Raw genomic sequence first — 17738 nt, 5'->3', positions numbered from 1 at the left:
CCGGCCACTGGCTTCCCGCGCGTCGACCGCCCGCTTCCCCCACACCGGCCACCCGCGTCCCGTACGCGGGCCACTGGCCCCGCCGCACGCGGACGGCTGAACCTCCGCACACGGAAGGATGATCCTGTCCACGGACGGCTGAGGCGGAGGGCCGAGCGGTGGCCGACAGTAGCTGACGGCCTTTCACTCGCCTTATGCGCAGCCTTACATCGATCCGGCCCTGGTACCTGGGCATCGTCACGCCACCGCTCGCCGTGGCCACCACGCTCGCCGCTCTGCTCACGCTGAGCCCACCCGCTTCGGCCGCACCGGTGCCCGATGTCCCGGCCGTCGCCGCCGCGCCCGAGGCCGCCTCGGGCGTCGACGCTGCCGCCGCCCCGGAGGCTGCCGCGGAGGCCGCCCCGCACGCCGCTCCGGCGGACGCGGTCGACAGTCCTGAGGTGCTGGCGCGGGCCGTGCACTTCAAGGGGGCGGCGTTCGACACCTGTCAGGCGCCGCCGCTGGCGACGATGAAGGCTTGGCGGTCGTCGTCGTACCGAGGGGTCGGCGTCTACTTCGCGGGGCGCGGGCGCGGCTGCCCGAACCAGCTCCACCTCAGCCGGAGCTGGTTGGCGAGTGTGGACGGGATGGGCTGGCGGGTGCTGCCGATCTTCGTCGGCTCGCAGTCGCCGTGCGTGCGGTCGGAGGCGAAGCGGAAGGTGCGGATGGGCAGCGGCTCGGCGGCCCAGGGCCGGACCGAGGGGAGGCAGGCGGCCGACGCGGCCGGGAAGCTGGGCATCCGGCAGGGCAGCGCGCTCTACCTGGACATGGAGGCGTACGACGCGGGCGACTCGGGGTGCGCGCGAACCACGCTGGCGTTCGTCCGTGCCTGGAACCGTGAGGTGCGCGGCCAGGGCTTTCTGCCCGGGTTCTACAGCAGCGCCGCGTCGGGTGTGCGGCACATGGAGCAGGCCCGGCGGGCCGGGCAGTCCGACCTGCCGTCGGTGATGTGGTTCGCGCGGTGGGGCTCCGGGCCGTCCTTGTACGGGGAACCGACCCTGCACGCGGACGCGTGGCAGCCGCACCGGCGCATTCACCAGTACGCGGGGAACGTGACCGAGACGCACGGCGGGCAGCGGCTCGTGGTGGACCGGAACACGGTGGACGCGCCGGTCGCGCGGTTCCAACCCTGACGAGCCCGGGGGCGTCCTCCACCTTCAGGAGGTGCAGTCACCCCTACCCGTACAACCTGAGAGGGACCCAGCTTCGCGACCTGGGGCCGATCCGTGGCGTAGCGGGCGCTCCTAGCGTGGAGGCATGACCACGCCTGTCTGCAACAGCGCCTCCCGGGCGGCGACGCCGTACCCGTCGTTCGCCTCGTACATGCGGGCCCGAGGCCCCGTGCTGCTGCGCACCGCACGCTCGCTTACCGCGAACCCGAGCGACGCCGAGGACCTGCTGCAGACGGCCCTCACCAAGACGTACGTCGCCTGGGACCGGATCGAGGACCATCGCGCCCTCGACGGCTATGTGCGCCGTGCGCTCCTCAACACCCGGACCTCGCAGTGGCGCAAGCGCAAGGTGGACGAGTTCGCCTGCGACGAGCTGCCCGAGCCGGAGACGGTGCCGGAGCCGGATCCGGCCGACCAGCAGGTTCTGCACGACGCGATGTGGCGCGCCGTGATGAAGCTGCCGGACCGCCAGCGGGCGATGGTCGTGCTGCGGTACTACGAGGACCTGAGCGAGGCGCAGACCGCCGAGGTGCTGGGGGTCTCCGTCGGCACGGTGAAGAGCGCGGTCTCCCGGGCGCTGGGCAAGCTCCGCGAGGACCCGGAGCTCACCCCCGTCCGCTGACCGGAAACCAGGCGGCCGATCCCGGGCGCAGGGGCCCGCGCACCGCGTGACCTTGGTCTCGTGGGTGATTCATTACCTCCGGGTAGTGACATACCGCGCGGTACGTGAGCAGAATCGGGACACCCCTATCGCCACGTGGCGCACCGTAGCGCCCCTCGGGAGGCCGCCGTGCTGAGCACCATGCAGGACGTACCGCTGCTGATCTCGCGGATCCTGACCCACGGGTCGACGATCCACGGCAAGTCGCAGGTCACGACCTGGACCGGCGAGGCGGAGCCACGGCGCCGCAGCTTCGCCGAGATCGGGGGCCGGGCCGCACAGCTGGCACATGCGCTGCGTGAGCTCGGCGTCGAGGACGGCCAGGCGACCGCCACCCTGATGTGGAACAACGCCGAGCACGTCGAGGCGTATCTCGCGATCCCCTCCATGGGCGCGGTGCTGCACACGCTGAACCTGCGGCTCCCGGCCGAGCAGCTGATCTGGATCGTCAACCACGCGGCCGACCGCGTGATCATCGTCAACGGTTCGCTGCTGCCGCTGCTCGCCCCGCTGCTGCCGCATCTGCCGACCGTCGAGCACATCGTGATCTCCGGGCCCGGCGACCGTTCGCTGCTCGACGACATCGACGGCGCGGGGCCGCAGGTGCACGAGTACGAGGAGCTGCTCGCCGGCCGCCCGACCTCGTACGACTGGCCGCAGCTGGACGAGCGCAGCGCCGCCGCCATGTGCTACACCTCCGGCACGACGGGCGACCCCAAGGGCATCGTCTACTCGCACCGTTCGGTCTATCTGCACTCGATGCAGGTCAACATGGCCGAGTCGATGGGGCTCACGGACAAGGACACGACCCTGGTCGTGGTGCCGCAGTTCCATGTGAACGCCTGGGGGCTGCCGCACGCGACCTTCATGACCGGCGTCGACATGCTGATGCCGGACCGCTTCCTGCAGCCGGCGCCGCTCGCCGAGATGATCGAGCGCGAGAAGCCCACACACGCCGCCGCCGTGCCGACGATCTGGCAGGGGCTGCTCGCCGAGGTCACCGCGCGCCCCCGGGACCTCACCTCGATGGTGAGGGTCACCATCGGCGGCGCGGCCTGTCCGCCCTCGCTGATGGAGGCGTACGACAAGCTCGGCGTCCGGCTCTGCCACGCGTGGGGCATGACGGAGACATCGCCGCTGGGCACCATGGCCAACCCGCCGGCCGGGCTCACGGCCGAGGAGGAGTGGCCGTACCGGATCACCCAGGGCCGTTTCCCGGCGGGCGTCGAGGCGCGGCTGGTCGGTCCCGGCGGGGACATCCTGCCCTGGGACAACGAGTCGGCGGGTGAGCTGGAGGTCCGGGGCACCTGGATCGCGGGCGCGTACTACGGCGGCGCGGGCGGCGAGGACTTCCGCCCCGCCGACAAGTTCAGCGAGGACGGCTGGCTGAAGACGGGTGACGTCGGCGTGATCAGCGCCGAGGGTTTCCTGACGCTCACCGACCGCGCCAAGGACGTCATCAAGTCGGGCGGGGAGTGGATCTCCTCGGTCGACCTGGAGAACGCGCTGATGGCCCACCCCGAGGTCGCCGAGGCCGCGGTCGTCGCGGTCCCCGACCAGAAGTGGGGCGAGCGCCCGCTCGCCACGGTCGTACTGAAGCCGGGGGCGACGGCCGACTACGCGGCCCTGAAGGAGTTCCTCTCCCGGTCCGTCGCGAAGTGGCAGCTGCCGGAGCGGTGGACGATCGTCGAGTCGGTGCCGAAGACGAGCGTGGGGAAGTTCGACAAGAAGGTGATCCGCAAGCAGTACGCGGCCGGGGAGCTGGACGTCACGGAGCTGCGCTGACGAGTGCGCTGACGGTGGCCGGGTGAGGTGGGACGGGCCATGTTTCACGTGAAACGTGGCCGATGGAGTGGGCTGGGGTGTGTTTCACGTGAAACATGCCCCGGCCCACTCCTGTTCGGCGTCGGTCAGTTGGTGCCGATCTTCGCGAGCAGATCCACGATCCGGCCCTGGACCTCGGTGCTCGTCGAGCGCTCGGCCAGGAACAGCACCGTCTCCCCCGCCGACAGCTTCGGGAGCTCCTGCTGGTTGAGGCCCGCCGAGGTATAGACGACGAGCGGGGTGCGGTTCAACTGTCCGTTCGCGCGCAGCCAGTCGACGATCCCGGCGCGGCGGCGGCGTACCTGCATCAGATCCATCACGACCAGGTTGGGCCGCATCTGGCCCGCCAGCGTCACGGCCTCGGTGTCGGTGGCTGCGCGGGCGACCTGCATGCCGCGCCGCTCCAGGGTGGCCGTCAGGGCGAGGGCGATCTCCTCGTGCTCCTCGATCAGCAGGACCCGGGGCGGGTGCTGCTCGCTGTCGCGGGGGGCGAGGGCCTTGAGGAGTACGGCGGGGTCGGCGCCGTACGCCGCCTCGCGTGTCGCCTGTCCGAGCCCGGCCGTCACCAGCACCGGGACCTCAGCGGCGACGGCCGCCTGACGCAGCGACTGGAGCGCGGTACGTGTGATCGGCCCGGTCAGCGGGTCGACGAACAGCGCGGCGGGGAACGCCGCGATCTGGGCGTCGACCTCCTCACGGGAGTGCACGACCACGGGCCGGTAGCCGCGGTCGCTGAGCGCCTGCGAGGTGGAGACGTCGGGCGCGGGCCAGACGAGCAGCCGCCGCGGGTTGTCGAGCGGTTCGGGGGGCAGCTCGTCGTCGACGGGCTGCGGGTGCGGGCGGTTGGCGACCTCGACGGCGCCCCCGGGCCCGTCCAGCGGCTCGGGCCCCTCGGCGCCCTTGTCCGGCGCACCTATGGCGTACGCGCGCCCCTGGCCCTCCGAGGGGGGCGAGAGCAGCGATGTGGGGGACGGGCCGGGGCGCTCGGCCTCGGCGGTGCCGGCCGGGCGTTCGCCCTCGGAGGGCGTACCGAGCTTGCGGCGCCGCCCCGAGCCGGAGGAGCCGCCGGTCTGCTGGGTGAAGGCCACGCCCTGGCCGAGCGTGCGCACGCTGATGGAACGGCCCTGGGAGGCGTCGTCGGGTGCGGGGGCCGCCTCGGCGGGCAGCGGCTGGCGGGCGGGCTGCGGTACGGCGCCGGGGCCGCCCGCCGTCTCCGGCCCGTTCGCCGGAACCGCGCCGCCCATCGCCCACGCGGCCGGCTGCTCGACGGGGTGCGGCTGCGGCGGGGTGTGCTCGTCGGCGGCCTCGTTGCGTACGGCGTCGTGGCGCCCGCGACCGGTGGCCGGGAGGGGCTGACCAGTCTGGGAGGCCTGTGCGGGCCCGTTCGCCAGCGGGCGGTGGGCCGGGGCCGGGGCGGCGGTGGGGCCGCCGCTCTGGCCGGGGCCGTTCGCCAGGGGGCGATGAGCCGGGGCCGAAGGGGCCGGGAGGGGCTGGTGGGGGTCGGGGACGCCGGGGCGGTTCGGGTCCACGGGGATGCCGGTGCCCTGCCCGGGCGCCGCTCCGGGGAGCCCGAGGGGCCTGCCGGGCCCGGCCGCCGGGGGCCGCTCGGCGTCGGCCGGGCCGGAAGCCGGTGCGGGGGCCGGGCCGGAAGCCGGGCCGGTGGCCGGGAAGCCCCCGGGCCGGGCCGGGCGGTCGGCGTCGGCGGGCGGGAGCGCGAACGCCGTGCGCACCGCCCCCTCCTCGGCCTCCGGGGCAGCCGCGAGAGCCCTGCGGGCACGACGGCCGCCGGGCTCCGCGTCAGCGGTGGGTGCGTCGCCGCTGCTGGCGGGCAGGGCGCGACGGGCGCGGCGGCCCGAGGGCGCGGCCGGGTCGGCCGCCATGCCCTGGGGCGGAACGGTCTCGCTCAGCGCGGCCGGCCGGCCCGCGCCGGGCTGGCGGGCGCTCTCGGCGGCGGTGACGACAGACCCCTCGGAGGGCATGGCGGGCGCGGTGCCGTCCTCGGCCGGGCTGGGCCGCCCGCGCCGCCGCCCCGTGCCCGAGGAGCCGCCGGTGTCGCCGGACGGTCCGGCACCCGGGCCGCCCGAAGTCCCGTCGCCAGGGCCGCCGTTGGGGCCTGCGGGTCCGGTGCCGGAGGCGTAGGGGTGCGCGCCGCCCGTCACGTTCCGGCCGCCGCCCGTGGAGCCCTCGGGTCCCGGCATACCGGCGGCCGGGCCGTTGGGGGTCCCGCCGGACGGGCCGCCGGGGCCGAAGGGGTGGCCGCCGGGGGAGCCTCCGGGCGTACCGCTCGAAGAGCCACCGGGCACGCCCGGCACTCCGCCGGGCCCCGGGCCGCCGGACGGCCCCGCGCCCCGGACGCCCGGTCCCGTACCGGAACTCGCAGCGGAACTCCCACCGGAGCCCGCGCCGCCGCCCTCGGCCTCGCCCGCCTGCTGTGCGGGGATGCCTTCAAGTGCCGCCGGGGACGCGGCGGACGGGTCGGCCGGCCGGCCATCCTGGGCACGCGCCCGGCGGCGGCCGGTGGGGGACGTCTCCTCCTCGACGGGGCTCTCCAGGAACGCGTCCGTGGAGGCCCGCCGGGCGCGGCGGCGCCCCGAGCCGGTCGGCTGCTGGGCGGGAACCACCGCGATCTCGGCTGCGGCGGGCTCCGGAACCGAGCCCGCGCCCTCCCCCAGCGGCACCTCCAGTACGTACGCGGTGCCGCTCATGCCCGGCACCTCGACCGTCTGGAGCACACCGCCGTGGGCGCGCACGATGCCCTGCACGATGGGCTCGTGGACGGGGTCGCCCCCGGCGTACGGCCCTCGCACCTCGATGCGTACGACCTCGCCGCGCACCGCCGCCGCGACGACGACCGTGGAGTCCATGTAGCCGCCGGCGGCGACCGGCGCGTTGCCCGTGGCGTCGACGCCCGCGACGTCCGCCACCAGGTGCGCGAGCGCGGTGGAGAGCCGCGCGGGGTCGATCTCGGCCTCGATCGGGGGCGCGTGGACGGCGAATTGGGCCCGGCCGGGCCCGATCAGCTCGACGGCGCCCTCGACGCCCGCCGCGACCACGGTCCCGACCAGCACCTTCGCCTTCTTCAGCTCCTCCGTACCGGAGTCGAGCCGCTGGAAGGCCAGGACGTTGTCGACGAGGGTGGTCATCCGGGCGTATCCGGCGGCCAGATGGTGCAGGACCTGGTTGGCCTCGGGCCACAGCTGGCCCGCGTCGTCCGCCGCCAGCGTGGACAGCTCGCGGCGCAGCTCGTCCAGGGGCCCGCGCAGCGAGCCGCCGAGCACGGAGAGCAGTTGCTGGTGGCGCGCGGACAGTGCGTCGTAGCGGGTGGTCTCGCGCTCCAGGACCTCCGCGTGCTTCTTGGCCTGGTCCTCGTACGGGCGGCGGTCGGTGAACGTCATCACCGCGCCGACCAGCAGGTCCCCGTCCCGTACCGGCGCGGTCGTCAGGTCGACGGGCACGCCCGCGCCGCTCTTCGCCCACAGCATCTGGCCGCGCACACGGTGCTTGCGGCCGGACTTCAGTGTGTCGGCGAGCGGGCTCTCCTCGTACGGGAACGGCTCGCCGTCGGGGCGCGAGTGCAGCACCAGCGGGTGCAGCTCCTGGCCGCCGAGGTCGCTGGCGCGGTAGCCGAGGATCTGTGCGGCGGCCGGGTTGACCAGGACGACGCGGCCCTCGGTGTCGGTGCCGACGACACCCTCCGCCGCCGCGCGCAGGATCATCTCGGTCTGCCGCTGCGAACGGGCCAGCTCGGCCTCGGTGTCCACGGTTCCGGAGAGGTCGCGGACGACGATCATGAGGAGCTCGTCGCCGGAGTAGTGCGCGCCGCCGACCCCGTAGGAGGTGGACGGCGAGGCGTACGCGTCTCTTCCGTCCTCCAGGTTGGCGCTTGTCACCTCGACGGGGAACTCGCTGCCGTCGGTGCGCCTGGCCACCATCCGGGTCGGCTTGGTGCGGCCCAGCTCGTCCTCGGTGTCGGGGCGGCGCATCGATCCCGGGATGAGCTTGGAGTCGAAGGTGGGCAGCAGGTCGAGCACGCCCCGCCCCACGAGTCCGGTCCCCGGAGATTCGAACATCTCCAGGGCGATGGTGTTCGCGTTGACGACCGTGCCGTTGCAGTTGACGAGCACCAGCCCGTCCGGAAGGGCGTCAAGTATGGCTGCGAGGCGAGCAGCGCCTCGGGATGGCCTGCTGCTCACGACGACGCTTCCTCCCTGAACCACTGCACCTTGCGGCCTGTCACTGGGAGGGAGTCTAAAGGCAGGGGATGTGCGCGCGACGGCGGATGAGGGGGAGCTCTCACCAATGTTCTGTGACCACGGCTTATGCCGGGAGATTGGGCCGACGGGGTGGGGCGCAGCCGGCTGCCCTGCCGGGGCCGCGTGCTTCGGGCGCCCCGTCGGCGCGCTCACCGTGTCGCCGTCCCGGCCCTCACCGAACCTTCACCGGACACTCACCGGGCCCCGGGGAGGACCGGCACGAACACGTTCCACCGCTTGATCTCGCACCCGTTGTGCCGGTTGTACGTGGCGTCCACCGGCCGTCCGGCCCAGGTGCCGGTGACCCGGGCGGTGGACCTGCCGCCGTCGATCATCGGGCACAGGGCGCCCGGGGGGACGGGTGCGAACGGGTCCTTGTGCCAGGTGGTGAGCCGGTCGAGCCGGTCGCACGCCTGAAGGATCTGCGGGTGGTTGCCCCCGGCGGGGTGGCACTCCAGCTCGTACGTGCCGTCGGTCTCCCCGTTGTGCGTGACGGTGACCGTGAGGTGGTCGTGGCCGCTGCCGCCGTCGAGGAGGGGGAGCGGGGGCAGCGGCAGGGGGGCGGCTGAGGCGGCGGGCGAGGCCGCGAGGGCGGCCGTGGCGGTGGTGGCGAGCGCGGTGACGACGAGGCGACGCAGCATGCGGGGCTCCACGGGCTGGACGGGGTGGGTCCGGCCCCATCGAGGTGAACGGATTCGCCGTGCCTAACGCGCCGGGACGCCGGGCGTTGCGCACGGGCTCGAAGCCCGCCCCGGGAGCACCACCCCGGAGCCCTCGGCGGAGGCCTCCCCCGAGCCGGTCCCCGCACAGGTCGCCGAGGCGTTTCCGACTCGGCTCCCAAGGCCGGAAGTCGTGGGTCGCCTAACGCTTTGCTCTGGCGCCCGCCTGCCTAGTACCGTGGGGTTCGATTGGTGACGCGGAGCAAGGCTGTGTCATCATCTGCACGCACCACTCGCGCACGCGGGAGGTTGTGCTGGAGGCGTCGCCTAGTCCGGTCTATGGCGCCGCACTGCTAATGCGGTTTGGGTCTTAAAGCCCATCGAGGGTTCAAATCCCTCCGCCTCCGCCAGCTGAACCCGAAGCCCCGGCCCCATGGCCGGGGCTTCGGCCGTTCCCGGGGCGGTGCGGAGGTCGGGGGTCCGCTCTCGGGCGCCGATCCGGTGACCCCGGTCACATTTCCCCTGTTACGGGCACATCGCCCCCGCCGGGCCCTCTCCCCCGCATCTGCCCCCACAGGGACGTTTTCGCAGGTCAGGAGGGGTATGGCCAATGGATTTCGCGTCACGGCGCAGGTCATGTAATGTTGTTCCCGCAACGCCGACCGGGAAGAAAAAAACCGGGAAGCAAGCACTCGTAGCTTAACGGATAGAGCATCTGACTACGGATCAGAAGGTTGCAGGTTCGAATCCTGCCGAGTGCACAGCCGAAAGGCCCCCTGGAGAGATCCAGGGGGCCTTTCTCGTATGCCCGGCCCCAGTGCCGTCGGCCCCAGCCCCGGCCCCGTTGTCAGTGCCCCCCGCTACCGTCGAGACATGGCTGAGGTGTGGCGCAGTGGTGGGGTTCGTTGGGGGGAGGACGGGCCTGGGCTGCTGTGGGTGGGGGACCGGGGGGAGCGGCGGGTCAGCCGGATCGCGTTCGGGGGTGAGGTCGGGTTCCGGGTCGTGGGGGAGCGCCGCTGTGTGGGGGCTCGGGGGAATCCCTGCCCCGGGGACGTGGCCGTGGCGCGGAGGAGTGCTCAGGCGCGGTGCGGCGAGTGTGCCCGTCTGGACCGGGTGCATTCCGTCGCCGCCGACGGGGTGCCCGACGACCCTCGGGTCTACCGGGTCTATCTGGCGTGGTTCGGGCCGGAGCTCGTCAAGGTCGGGATCACCGCCGAGGAGCGCGAGGGTGCGCGGCTGAGGGAGCAGGGGGCCGTCTGCTTCTCCTGGCTGGGGCGCGGGCCGCTGATGGCCGCCCGGCGGTGCGAGGAGCTGCTGCGGGCCGCGTTGGGGGTGCCCGATCGTGTCTCGTACGAGCAGAAGCGGGTCGTAAGGGCCTCGCTTCCCGGTCCCGGCGAGCGCGGTGACGAGATTCGGGACATGCACGGGCGGGCCGTCGCGCTCGGCGGGTGGCCCGAGTCCCTGGAGCCGCTGCCCTGCCGGGTCGTCGACCACGGGCGGCTGTTCGGGCTCGACGGCCTCGGGCCCGCGTACGGGGTCGTGCGCGAGCTGGTGCCCGACGGGGTCGTCGGCGGGCGCGTTCTCGCCGCCGCCGGGCCCGATCTCCACCTGGAGTCCGGGGGACGGCACCTCGTCCTGGACACGCGGCTCATGAGCGGGTGGGGGCTCGGGGCGGCGCCCGCCGGCGGGGGGATCACCGTGCCCGTCCGGGCGCTGCGCCCTCCTGACGTGCAGGATCAGCTCTTCTGATCCCCGGGGGACCCCACTTGGGCCCTCCTCGGATCCCTCCTCGGATCCCTCCTCGGATCCCTCCTCGGATCCCTCCTCGGATCCCTCCTCGGATCCCTCCTCGGATCCCTCCTCGGATCCCTCCGGTCAAGACTTGGATCCCCTTTGGATCCCTTCGGGTAAGGGGTATGGACACGTTCACCGATGACAGCGGAGGGTGGAGCGCATGAGCGATCAACTTGTGGCCGGTCTGGAACCGCCCTACTACGCCGTCGTGTTCACCTCCCTGCGCACCGAAGGCGACCGGGGGTACGGCGAGACGGCCGACCTCATGAAGAAGCTCGTCGAGGAGATACCGGGCTACCTCGGATACGAGTCCGCGCGCACCCCGGGCGGCATCGGCATCACCGTCGGGTACTTCCGCGACGAGGACGCCATCGCCGCCTGGCGCTCCCGCCTGGAGCACCAGAGGGCGCAGAAGCAGGGCCGCGCCGAGTGGTACGAGAGCTACAGCGTCCATGTCGCCAAGGTCGAGCGGAGCTACAGCTTCCAGCGCGAGGGCAGCGAGAGCCCCGGTGCACGTGCCGACCGCTGAGGCCGGGGCCGCCCCTGTGCGGGCCTTCTGGGCCCGCCTCGGGCTGCCCGGGCTCGTCGACGTGCACACGCACTTCATGCCCGACCGCGTCCTGAAGAAGGTCTGGGCCTACTTCGACTCGGCCGGGCCGCTCACCGGAGTGGAGTGGCCCATCGCGTACCGCGAGGAGGAGGCGCGGCGCATCGAGCTGCTCGCCGACTTCGGCGTGACCGCGTTCACCTCGATGCTGTACCCGCACAAGGCGGACATGGCGCGATGGCTCAACGGGTGGGCCGTCGACTTCGCGCGCCGCACCCCCGGCTGTCTGCACACCGCGACGTTCTTCCCGGAGGAGGGAGCGGGCGCGTACGTCGAGGAGGCGCTCGGCGCCGGGGCCCGGGTCTTCAAGGCGCACGTCCAGGTGGGGGGTTACGACCCCAACGACCCGCTCCTCGACGCCGTCTGGGGCGCGCTCGCCGAGGCCGCCGTGCCCGTCGTCGCCCACTGCGGCTCCGGGCCCGCGCCCGGCAAGCACACCGGGCCCGAGCCCATCGGGCGCCTCCTCGCCCGGCACCCCCGGCTGCGGCTGGTCGTGGCGCACATGGGGATGCCGGAGTACGTCGACTTCATGGCGCTCGCCGATACGTACGAGGGGGTGATGCTCGACACGACCATGGCGTTCACGGACTTCAGCGAGCGGCTCGCGCCCTTCCCGGCGGACGCGCTGCCCCGGCTCCGCGACCTGGGCGACCGGGTGCTGCTCGGGTCGGACTTCCCCAACATCCCGTACGGCTATCTCCACCAGCTCGAATCCCTCGAACGGCTCGGGCTCGGCGACGACTGGCTGCGGGGTGTCTGCCACGGGAACGGCACCCGGCTGTTCGGCCTCCCGGGCGCCGGTCTTTAGGGGGCCGCCCTCGGCCCGCCGCCCCTTTCTCAGGAAATTCACAGGAACGCGCAAGGGCGTTCTCAGGGGGCGCTCACAGGGTGGTGAGCATGACCACCACCTCCCCGCAGGGGCGCACCGAATTGCTGAGGCCGGACGGGAGCGCCGTCCGGGTGCTCGTCGTGGACGACGAGGCGGCGCTCAGCGAGCTGCTGTCCATGGCGCTGCGCTACGAAGGGTGGCAGGTGCGCAGCGCCGGGGACGGGGCCGGTGCGGTGCGGGCCGCCCGGGAGTTCCGGCCCGACGCGGTCATCCTCGACATCATGCTGCCCGACATGGACGGGCTCGCCGTGCTCGGACGGCTGCGCCGCGAACTCCCGGACGTGCCCGTGCTGTTCCTCACCGCCAAGGACGCGGTCGAGGACCGGATCGCGGGGCTCACCGCCGGCGGCGACGACTACGTCACCAAGCCGTTCTCGCTCGAAGAGGTCGTGGCCCGGCTGCGCGGGCTCATCCGCCGGTCCGGCAGCGCGACCGTACGCAGCGAGTCGCTGCTCGCCGTCGGGGACCTCACGCTCGACGAGGACAGCCACGACGTGACCAGGGGCGGCGTGAACATCCACCTCACCGCCACCGAGTTCGAGCTGCTGCGCTATCTGATGCGCAACCCGCGCCGGGTGCTCAGCAAGGCGCAGATCCTCGACCGGGTCTGGTCGTACGACTTCGGCGGCCAGGCCAACGTGGTGGAGCTGTACATCTCGTATCTGCGGCGGAAGATCGACGCGGGGCGGTCGCCGATGATCCACACCCGGCGTGGGGCCGGGTACCTCATCAAGCCCGGCGAGTGAGCCGGATGCGTTCCGGGCGCGCCCCGAGGCGGCCGCGCCGGTGGACGCTGCGGACCCGGCTCGTCGTCTCCGCCGTCGCGCTGATCGCCGTCGTCGCCGCCGTGATCGGTACGGTCACGGTCATCGGGATGCGCTCCAACCTCCAGCGGCAGCTGGACGACTCGCTGCGCCCCGCCGTCGAGCGCACGCACCACCTCGCGCCCGCCGACCTCTCCACGGGCTTCGTCTCCGCGCCCGGGCAGCCGTTCGGCACGGTCGGGCTGCGCATCGGCCCCGACGGGCAGCCCGCCGGGGCCGCCAGCGTCCGGGGCGAGCCCGGGTCGTCGCCCCGGGGGGCCCAGGAGCCCCTCACCGCCGGCCAGATCGGCGCGCTGGCGGCGGTGCCCAAGGACGGGCGCATCCACACCGTCCCGGTGCCGGGCCTCGGCTCGTACCGGGCGCAGTGGGCGATGGACGGCTCGGCCCTGCTCGGCTTCCCGCTCAAGGACGTCGAGTCGACCGTCAACAAGCTCGTCCTCGTCATCGTGTGGGTGACCGCCGCCGGTCTGGTCGCCGCCGGTATCGCGGGCGCCGCCATCGTCGGCGTCGCGCTGCGCCCGCTGCGCCGGGTCGCCGCCACCGCCACCAGGGTCTCCGAACTGCCGCTCCACAGCGGCGAGGTGGCCCTGCACGAGCGTGTCCCGGACGCCGAGGCCGACCCCCGGACCGAGGTCGGGCAGGTCGGCGCGGCGCTCAACCGGATGCTGGGGCACGTCGGCTCCGCGCTCGCCGCGCGGCAGGAGAGCGAGACGCGCGTACGGCAGTTCGTCGCCGACGCCAGCCATGAGCTGCGCACCCCGCTCGCCTCCATTCGCGGGTACGCCGAGCTCACCCGGCGCGGCACGGAGGAGGTCGGGCCCGCGACCCGCCACGCGCTGGGGCGCGTCGAGGCGGAGGCGCAGCGGATGACCGGGCTCGTGGAGGATCTGCTGCTGCTCGCACGGCTCGACGCCGGACGCCCGCTCTCGTACGAGAGCACTGATCTCTCCCCGTTGGTCGTGGACGCGGTGAGCGACGCGCGGGCGGCCGGGCAGGGCCACCGGTGGCGCCTGGAGCTGCCGGACCTGCCCGACGACCCGGTCTCCGTACTCGGCGACGGCCCCCGGCTCCACCAGGTGCTGGTCAATCTGCTCGGCAACGCGCGCACCCACACCCCGGACGGCACGACCGTCACCGCGCGCGTGGCGCGCCAGGGCGCGTGGGCCGTGCTCGAAGTCGAGGACGACGGCCCGGGCATCCCGCCCGCGCTGCTGCCGCACGTCTTCGAGCGGTTCGCGCGCGGCGACGCCTCCCGGTCCCGCGCGCACGGCTCGACCGGGCTCGGCCTCGCCATCGTGCAGGCGGTCGTGGCCGCGCACGGCGGCGGCGTCTCGGTGCGCTCGGCCCCGGGCAGCACGGTCTTCAGCGTCCACCTGCCGGTCCCGGGCACCCCGTCCGCGCCGACGGCCCGGACCGCGACGACCCCCGCTCCCGTACCCGTTCCCCACTCACAGCCTGCCCACAGTCGCACCACACAGGTGTGACAGCGGCCCTCGCGAGGGTCGGTGGCATGCGAACCGACATCTCCGTGGGCACCCTGCCGGCACGGGAGCACCTGCCCGTCGGTGCGGCGGGCGGGCCCGTACTCGACGTGGTGGTCCCCGTCTACAACGAGGAGCGGGACCTGGAGCCGTGTGTGCGCCGGCTCCGGGAGCACCTCGCACGCACCTTCCCGTACGCGTTCCGGATCACCGTCGCCGACAACGCCTCCACCGACCGCACGCCCGAGGTCGCGGCGCGCCTGGCCCGCGAGATGGAGGGTGTACGCCACTTCCGGCTCGAAGAGAAAGGGCGCGGGCGGGCGTTGCGGACCGTGTGGTCGGCCTCGGACGCGCCCGTGCTCGCGTACATGGACGTCGACCTCTCGACCGATCTGAACGCCCTGCTCCCGCTGGTCGCCCCGCTGATCTCGGGCCACTCCGACCTCGCGATCGGCTCCCGCCTCAGCCGGGCCTCGCGGGTGGTGCGCGGGCCCAAGCGCGAGTTCATCTCCCGCGCGTACAACCTCATCCTCAAGTCGTCGCTGGCGGCGCGCTTCTCGGACGCCCAGTGCGGGTTCAAGGCGATACGCCGTGATGTGGCCGAGCGGCTGCTGCCGATGGTGGAGGACACCGGCTGGTTCTTCGACACCGAACTCCTGGTGCTCGCCGAGCGGGCCGGTCTGCGCATCCACGAGGTGCCGGTGGACTGGGTCGACGACCCGGACTCGACCGTCCACATCGTGCGGACGGCCACCGACGACCTCAAGGGCGTGTGGCGGGTCGGGCGCGCCCTCGCCGTCGGCGCGCTCCCCCTGGACCGGCTCGCGCGCCCGTTCGGCGACGACCCGCGCGACCGCGCGATCAGCGGCGTACCGGGCGGACTCGCCCGTCAGCTCGTCGGCTTCTGCGTGATCGGCGCGCTCTCCACGTTCTTCTACCTCGGCCTCTACTCGCTCCTGCGGACCGGCACCGGGCCCCAAGTGGCCAACGCCGCCGCCCTGTTGGTGTCCGCCGTCGCCAACACCGCAGCCAACCGCCGGCTCACCTTCGGCGTACGGGGACGGGACCGCGCGATGCGCCACCAGGCGCAGGGCCTCGTCGTGTTCGCCATCGGGCTCGCCCTCACCAGCGGCTCACTCGCGGCCCTGGGCGCCGCGAACGGCGACCCCTCGCACTCCACCGAGGTGGCGGTCCTGGTCGCGGCGAACCTGGCGGCCACCGTGCTGCGCTTCCTGCTCTTCCGCGCCTGGGTCTTCCCGGACCGCGCCACCTCGATCCCCCACCAGAAGGACGCCACCCGATGACCACGACCTCCTACCCGGCCGGCGCGCACGAGGGGGTCGCCGCGGCCCGGCACAAGGCCGCCGCGGGCCGCCTGTGGCGCGGCCGCACCACCGACCCGGCCTGGGTGCGCCCCGCCTTTCTCGGCCTCCTCCTGCTCACGTTCCTCGCCTACCTCTGGAACCTCAGCGCCTCCGGGTACGCCAACTCCTTCTACTCGGCGGCCGTCCAGGCGGGCGGCGAGAGCTGGAAGGCGATGTTCTTCGGCTCGCTGGACTCCGCGAACGCCATCACCGTCGACAAGCCCCCGGCCGCGCTCTGGCCGATGGCGCTCTCCGTACGGCTCTTCGGCCTCGGCTCCTGGCAGATCCTGCTGCCCGAGGTGCTGATGGGGGTGGGCACGGTGGCGGTGCTGTACGCGGCCGTGCGGCGCAGGTTCAGCCCGGCGGCGGGCCTGATCGCGGGCGCGGCGCTCGCGCTCACCCCGGTCACGGCGCTGATGTTCCGCTTCAACAACCCGGACGCGCTGCTCGCCCTGCTGATGACCGTGACCGTCTGCTGCGTGCTGCGCGCGCTGGAGGGCGCGCGGACGAAGTGGCTGGTGTGGGCGGGTGTGGCCGTCGGGTTCGCGTTCCTGACGAAGACCCTCCAGGCGTTCCTGATCCTTCCGCCGCTCGCCGTGCTGTACGCGGTGTGCGCGCCCACGACCGTACGCAGGCGGCTCGGCCAGCTCGCCCTGTCCGGGCTCGCGACGGTGGTCTCCGGCGGCTGGTGGGTGGCGGTCGTGGAGCTGTGGCCCGCGTCCTCGCGCCCGTACATCGGCGGTTCGCAGAACAACTCCTTCCTGGAACTGACCTTCGGCTACAACGGCCTCGGCCGGATCAACGGCGACGAGACCGGCAGCGTGGGCGGCGGGGGCGGCGGCCGGGGAGGCGGCGGCTGGGGCACGACCGGCCTCGACCGGATGTTCGGCTCCGAGGTGGGCAGCCAGATCTCCTGGCTGCTGCCCGCCGCGCTGCTGCTGCTCGTCGCGGGCCTGGTGACCACCTGGCGGGGCAAGCGGACCGACACGGCCCGGGCGGCGTTCCTGGCCTGGGGCGGGGCGCTCCTGATGACCGCGGGGATCTTCAGCTTTATGGCGGGGATCTTCCACCAGTACTACACGGTCGCCCTCGCCCCCTATGTCGCCGCGCTCGTCGGCATGGGCGCGACCGTGCTGTGGGAGGAGCGGACCCGGCTCGCGGCGGCGGTGACGCTGGGCGCGTCGGTGGCGCTCACGGCCTGGTGGTCGTACGTGCTGCTGGGCCGTACGCCCGACTATCTGCCGTGGCTGCGGTGGGCGGTAGTGATCGGCGGCCTGGCGGCGGCGGCCGGCATCGCGCTCGCGGGACGGCTCGACCGGAGGCTGGCACTGGGTGCGGCCGGGGTGGGTCTGGTGGCGTCGCTGGCCGGGCCGTTCGCGTACACGGTGAGCACGCTCCAGACCGGCCACACCGGCTCGATCGTCACGGCGGGTCCGGCGGGCGCGTCCATGGGGGGCGGGCCCGGCGGCGGGCGGATGCGGGGCGGTCCGGGCGGCGAGTTCGCCGTGCCGGGCGGGCAGAACGGGCGCCCCGCGCAGGCCGGTCAGGGCCAGGGCCCGGGCCAGGGGCCGCAGGGCGGCGGGATGGTCCCTCCGGGCGGCGGCGCCCCGCAGGGCGGCCGGAACGGCATGCCGTCCCAGTTTCCCGGCGGCGGGCAGTTCCCCGGCGGCACGGGCGGCGAGCGCGGTGGGCCCGGGGGCATGGGCGGACTGCTCAACGGCGCCCAGGTCAGCGCCAAGGCGAAGGCGCTCCTGGAGACGGACGCCGACCGCTACACCTGGGCCGCGGCGGCCGTCGGCTCGCAGAACGCGGCCAGCTACCAACTGGCCACCGAGAAGCCGGTGATGGCGATCGGCGGCTTCAACGGCAGTGACCCCTCGCCCACGCTCGCGCAGTTCAAGAAGTACGTGGCCGAGAGGAAGGTCCACTACTTCATCGCCGGGGGCGGCGGCATGATGGGCGGCCAGGGCGGCGGCAGCTCCATCGCCACCTGGGTGTCGGCCACCTTCACCAAGGTGACCGTCGGCAGCGCCACCTTCTACGACCTGACGGCTCCCGCCAAGTAGCGGCCGTCGGTGGGGGGGGGGGGGGGGGGGGGGGGGGGGGGGGGGGGGGGAGGGGTGGGGGGGGGGGGGGGGGGTGTTGCTGGCGTTTCGCGGAAACCGGTCGCG

The 17738-nt window shown here is 73.8% G+C and carries 12 protein-coding genes, 2 tRNA genes and 1 pseudogene; 13 read left to right on the top strand and 2 right to left on the bottom strand.

The genetic code is table 11. The features are described 5' to 3' along the window. Nucleotides 1-194 precede the first annotated feature (194 nt). From ACZ499_RS00625 to ACZ499_RS00615, 3 genes are all read left to right on the top strand, one after another. Nucleotides 195-1172, top strand: a complete 978-nt coding sequence (locus ACZ499_RS00625) for a DUF1906 domain-containing protein (protein ID WP_468670695.1) — start codon at nt 195-197, stop codon at nt 1170-1172. A 124-nt stretch (nt 1173-1296) separates the two neighbouring features. After that, a complete protein-coding gene (locus ACZ499_RS00620) occupies nt 1297-1833 on the top strand; it encodes a SigE family RNA polymerase sigma factor (RefSeq protein WP_468670693.1) in 537 nt (178 codons plus the stop codon). A 168-nt stretch (nt 1834-2001) separates the two neighbouring features. After that, complete coding sequence (locus tag ACZ499_RS00615) at nt 2002-3657, top strand: long-chain fatty acid--CoA ligase (RefSeq protein ID WP_468670691.1); 1656 nt, start codon at nt 2002-2004, stop codon at nt 3655-3657. Between the two features lie 125 nt (nt 3658-3782). Here ACZ499_RS00615 and ACZ499_RS00610 read toward each other — a convergent pair whose 3' ends face one another. Together ACZ499_RS00610 and ACZ499_RS00605 are read right to left on the bottom strand one after the other, a co-directional pair. Continuing rightward, nucleotides 3783-7889, bottom strand: a complete 4107-nt coding sequence (locus tag ACZ499_RS00610) for a hybrid sensor histidine kinase/response regulator (RefSeq protein WP_468670690.1) — start codon at nt 7887-7889, stop codon at nt 3783-3785. A 254-nt stretch (nt 7890-8143) separates the two neighbouring features. Then, a complete protein-coding gene (locus ACZ499_RS00605) occupies nt 8144-8590 on the bottom strand; it encodes an SSI family serine proteinase inhibitor (protein WP_468670687.1) in 447 nt (148 codons plus the stop codon). Nucleotides 8591-8924: 334 nt separating this feature from the next. On the opposite strand from ACZ499_RS00605, the gene ACZ499_RS00600 reads away from it, so the two are divergent. From ACZ499_RS00600 to ACZ499_RS00555, 10 genes and pseudogenes are all read left to right on the top strand, one after another. Continuing rightward, nucleotides 8925-9018 (top strand) — tRNA-Ser (locus tag ACZ499_RS00600). Between the two features lie 278 nt (nt 9019-9296). Beyond that, a tRNA-Arg gene (locus ACZ499_RS00595) sits at nt 9297-9369 on the top strand. Nucleotides 9370-9412: 43 nt separating this feature from the next. Further along, nucleotides 9413-10357, top strand: coding sequence for a DUF2797 domain-containing protein (locus tag ACZ499_RS00590; protein ID WP_468670685.1), 945 nt, complete (start codon nt 9413-9415; stop codon nt 10355-10357). A gap of 33 nt (nt 10358-10390) precedes the next feature. Continuing rightward, a pseudogene (locus tag ACZ499_RS00585) lies at nt 10391-10519 on the top strand (hypothetical protein); the annotation flags it as partial. 43 nt (nt 10520-10562) lie between these two features. Then, nucleotides 10563-10931, top strand: coding sequence for an antibiotic biosynthesis monooxygenase family protein (locus ACZ499_RS00580; protein WP_468670683.1), 369 nt, complete (start codon nt 10563-10565; stop codon nt 10929-10931). Further along, nucleotides 10918-11817 (top strand): amidohydrolase family protein, encoded by a 900-nt coding sequence (locus ACZ499_RS00575; protein WP_468670679.1) that lies wholly within the window; start codon nt 10918-10920, stop codon nt 11815-11817. The genes ACZ499_RS00580 and ACZ499_RS00575 overlap by 14 nt, the downstream gene beginning before the upstream one ends. Nucleotides 11818-11906: 89 nt before the next feature. Next, nucleotides 11907-12644: a response regulator transcription factor gene (locus tag ACZ499_RS00570; RefSeq protein ID WP_385542449.1), complete on the top strand. Its 738-nt coding sequence runs from the start codon at nt 11907-11909 to the stop codon at nt 12642-12644. Nucleotides 12645-12649: 5 nt separating this feature from the next. Continuing rightward, the gene (locus ACZ499_RS00565; RefSeq protein ID WP_468672031.1) at nt 12650-14206 is read left to right on the top strand and encodes a HAMP domain-containing sensor histidine kinase; all 1557 of its coding nucleotides are present in this window, start codon (nt 12650-12652) and stop codon (nt 14204-14206) included. Nucleotides 14207-14232: 26 nt separating this feature from the next. Beyond that, entirely contained in the window at nt 14233-15507 is a 1275-nt protein-coding gene (locus ACZ499_RS00560) for a bifunctional glycosyltransferase family 2/GtrA family protein (RefSeq protein WP_468670676.1), read from the top strand. Next, nucleotides 15504-17633: an ArnT family glycosyltransferase gene (locus ACZ499_RS00555; RefSeq protein WP_468670673.1), complete on the top strand. Its 2130-nt coding sequence runs from the start codon at nt 15504-15506 to the stop codon at nt 17631-17633. Before ACZ499_RS00560 ends, ACZ499_RS00555 begins: the two co-directional genes overlap by 4 nt. Nucleotides 17634-17738: the final 105 nt, after the last annotated feature.

This window comes from Streptomyces sp. NPDC031265 (assembly GCF_055570295.1).
Note: the sequence above shows the minus strand (reverse complement) of the source record. Positions and strands in the feature narration are given on the sequence as shown.

What these genes read in the sequence shown, in the direction of transcription:
- ACZ499_RS00625 (WP_468670695.1), top strand. Translation starts at nt 195, where the DNA reads ATGCGCAGCCTTACATCGATCCGGCCCTGGTACCTGGGCATCGTCACG.
- ACZ499_RS00620 (WP_468670693.1), top strand. Translation starts at nt 1,297, where the DNA reads ATGACCACGCCTGTCTGCAACAGCGCCTCCCGGGCGGCGACGCCGTAC.
- ACZ499_RS00605 (WP_468670687.1), bottom strand. Translation starts at nt 8,590, where the DNA reads ATGCTGCGTCGCCTCGTCGTCACCGCGCTCGCCACCACCGCCACGGCC.
- ACZ499_RS00590 (WP_468670685.1), top strand. Translation starts at nt 9,413, where the DNA reads ATGCCCGGCCCCAGTGCCGTCGGCCCCAGCCCCGGCCCCGTTGTCAGT.
- ACZ499_RS00580 (WP_468670683.1), top strand. Translation starts at nt 10,563, where the DNA reads ATGAGCGATCAACTTGTGGCCGGTCTGGAACCGCCCTACTACGCCGTC.
- ACZ499_RS00570 (WP_385542449.1), top strand. Translation starts at nt 11,907, where the DNA reads ATGACCACCACCTCCCCGCAGGGGCGCACCGAATTGCTGAGGCCGGAC.
- ACZ499_RS00565 (WP_468672031.1), top strand. Translation starts at nt 12,650, where the DNA reads ATGCGTTCCGGGCGCGCCCCGAGGCGGCCGCGCCGGTGGACGCTGCGG.
- ACZ499_RS00560 (WP_468670676.1), top strand. Translation starts at nt 14,233, where the DNA reads ATGCGAACCGACATCTCCGTGGGCACCCTGCCGGCACGGGAGCACCTG.
- ACZ499_RS00555 (WP_468670673.1), top strand. Translation starts at nt 15,504, where the DNA reads ATGACCACGACCTCCTACCCGGCCGGCGCGCACGAGGGGGTCGCCGCG.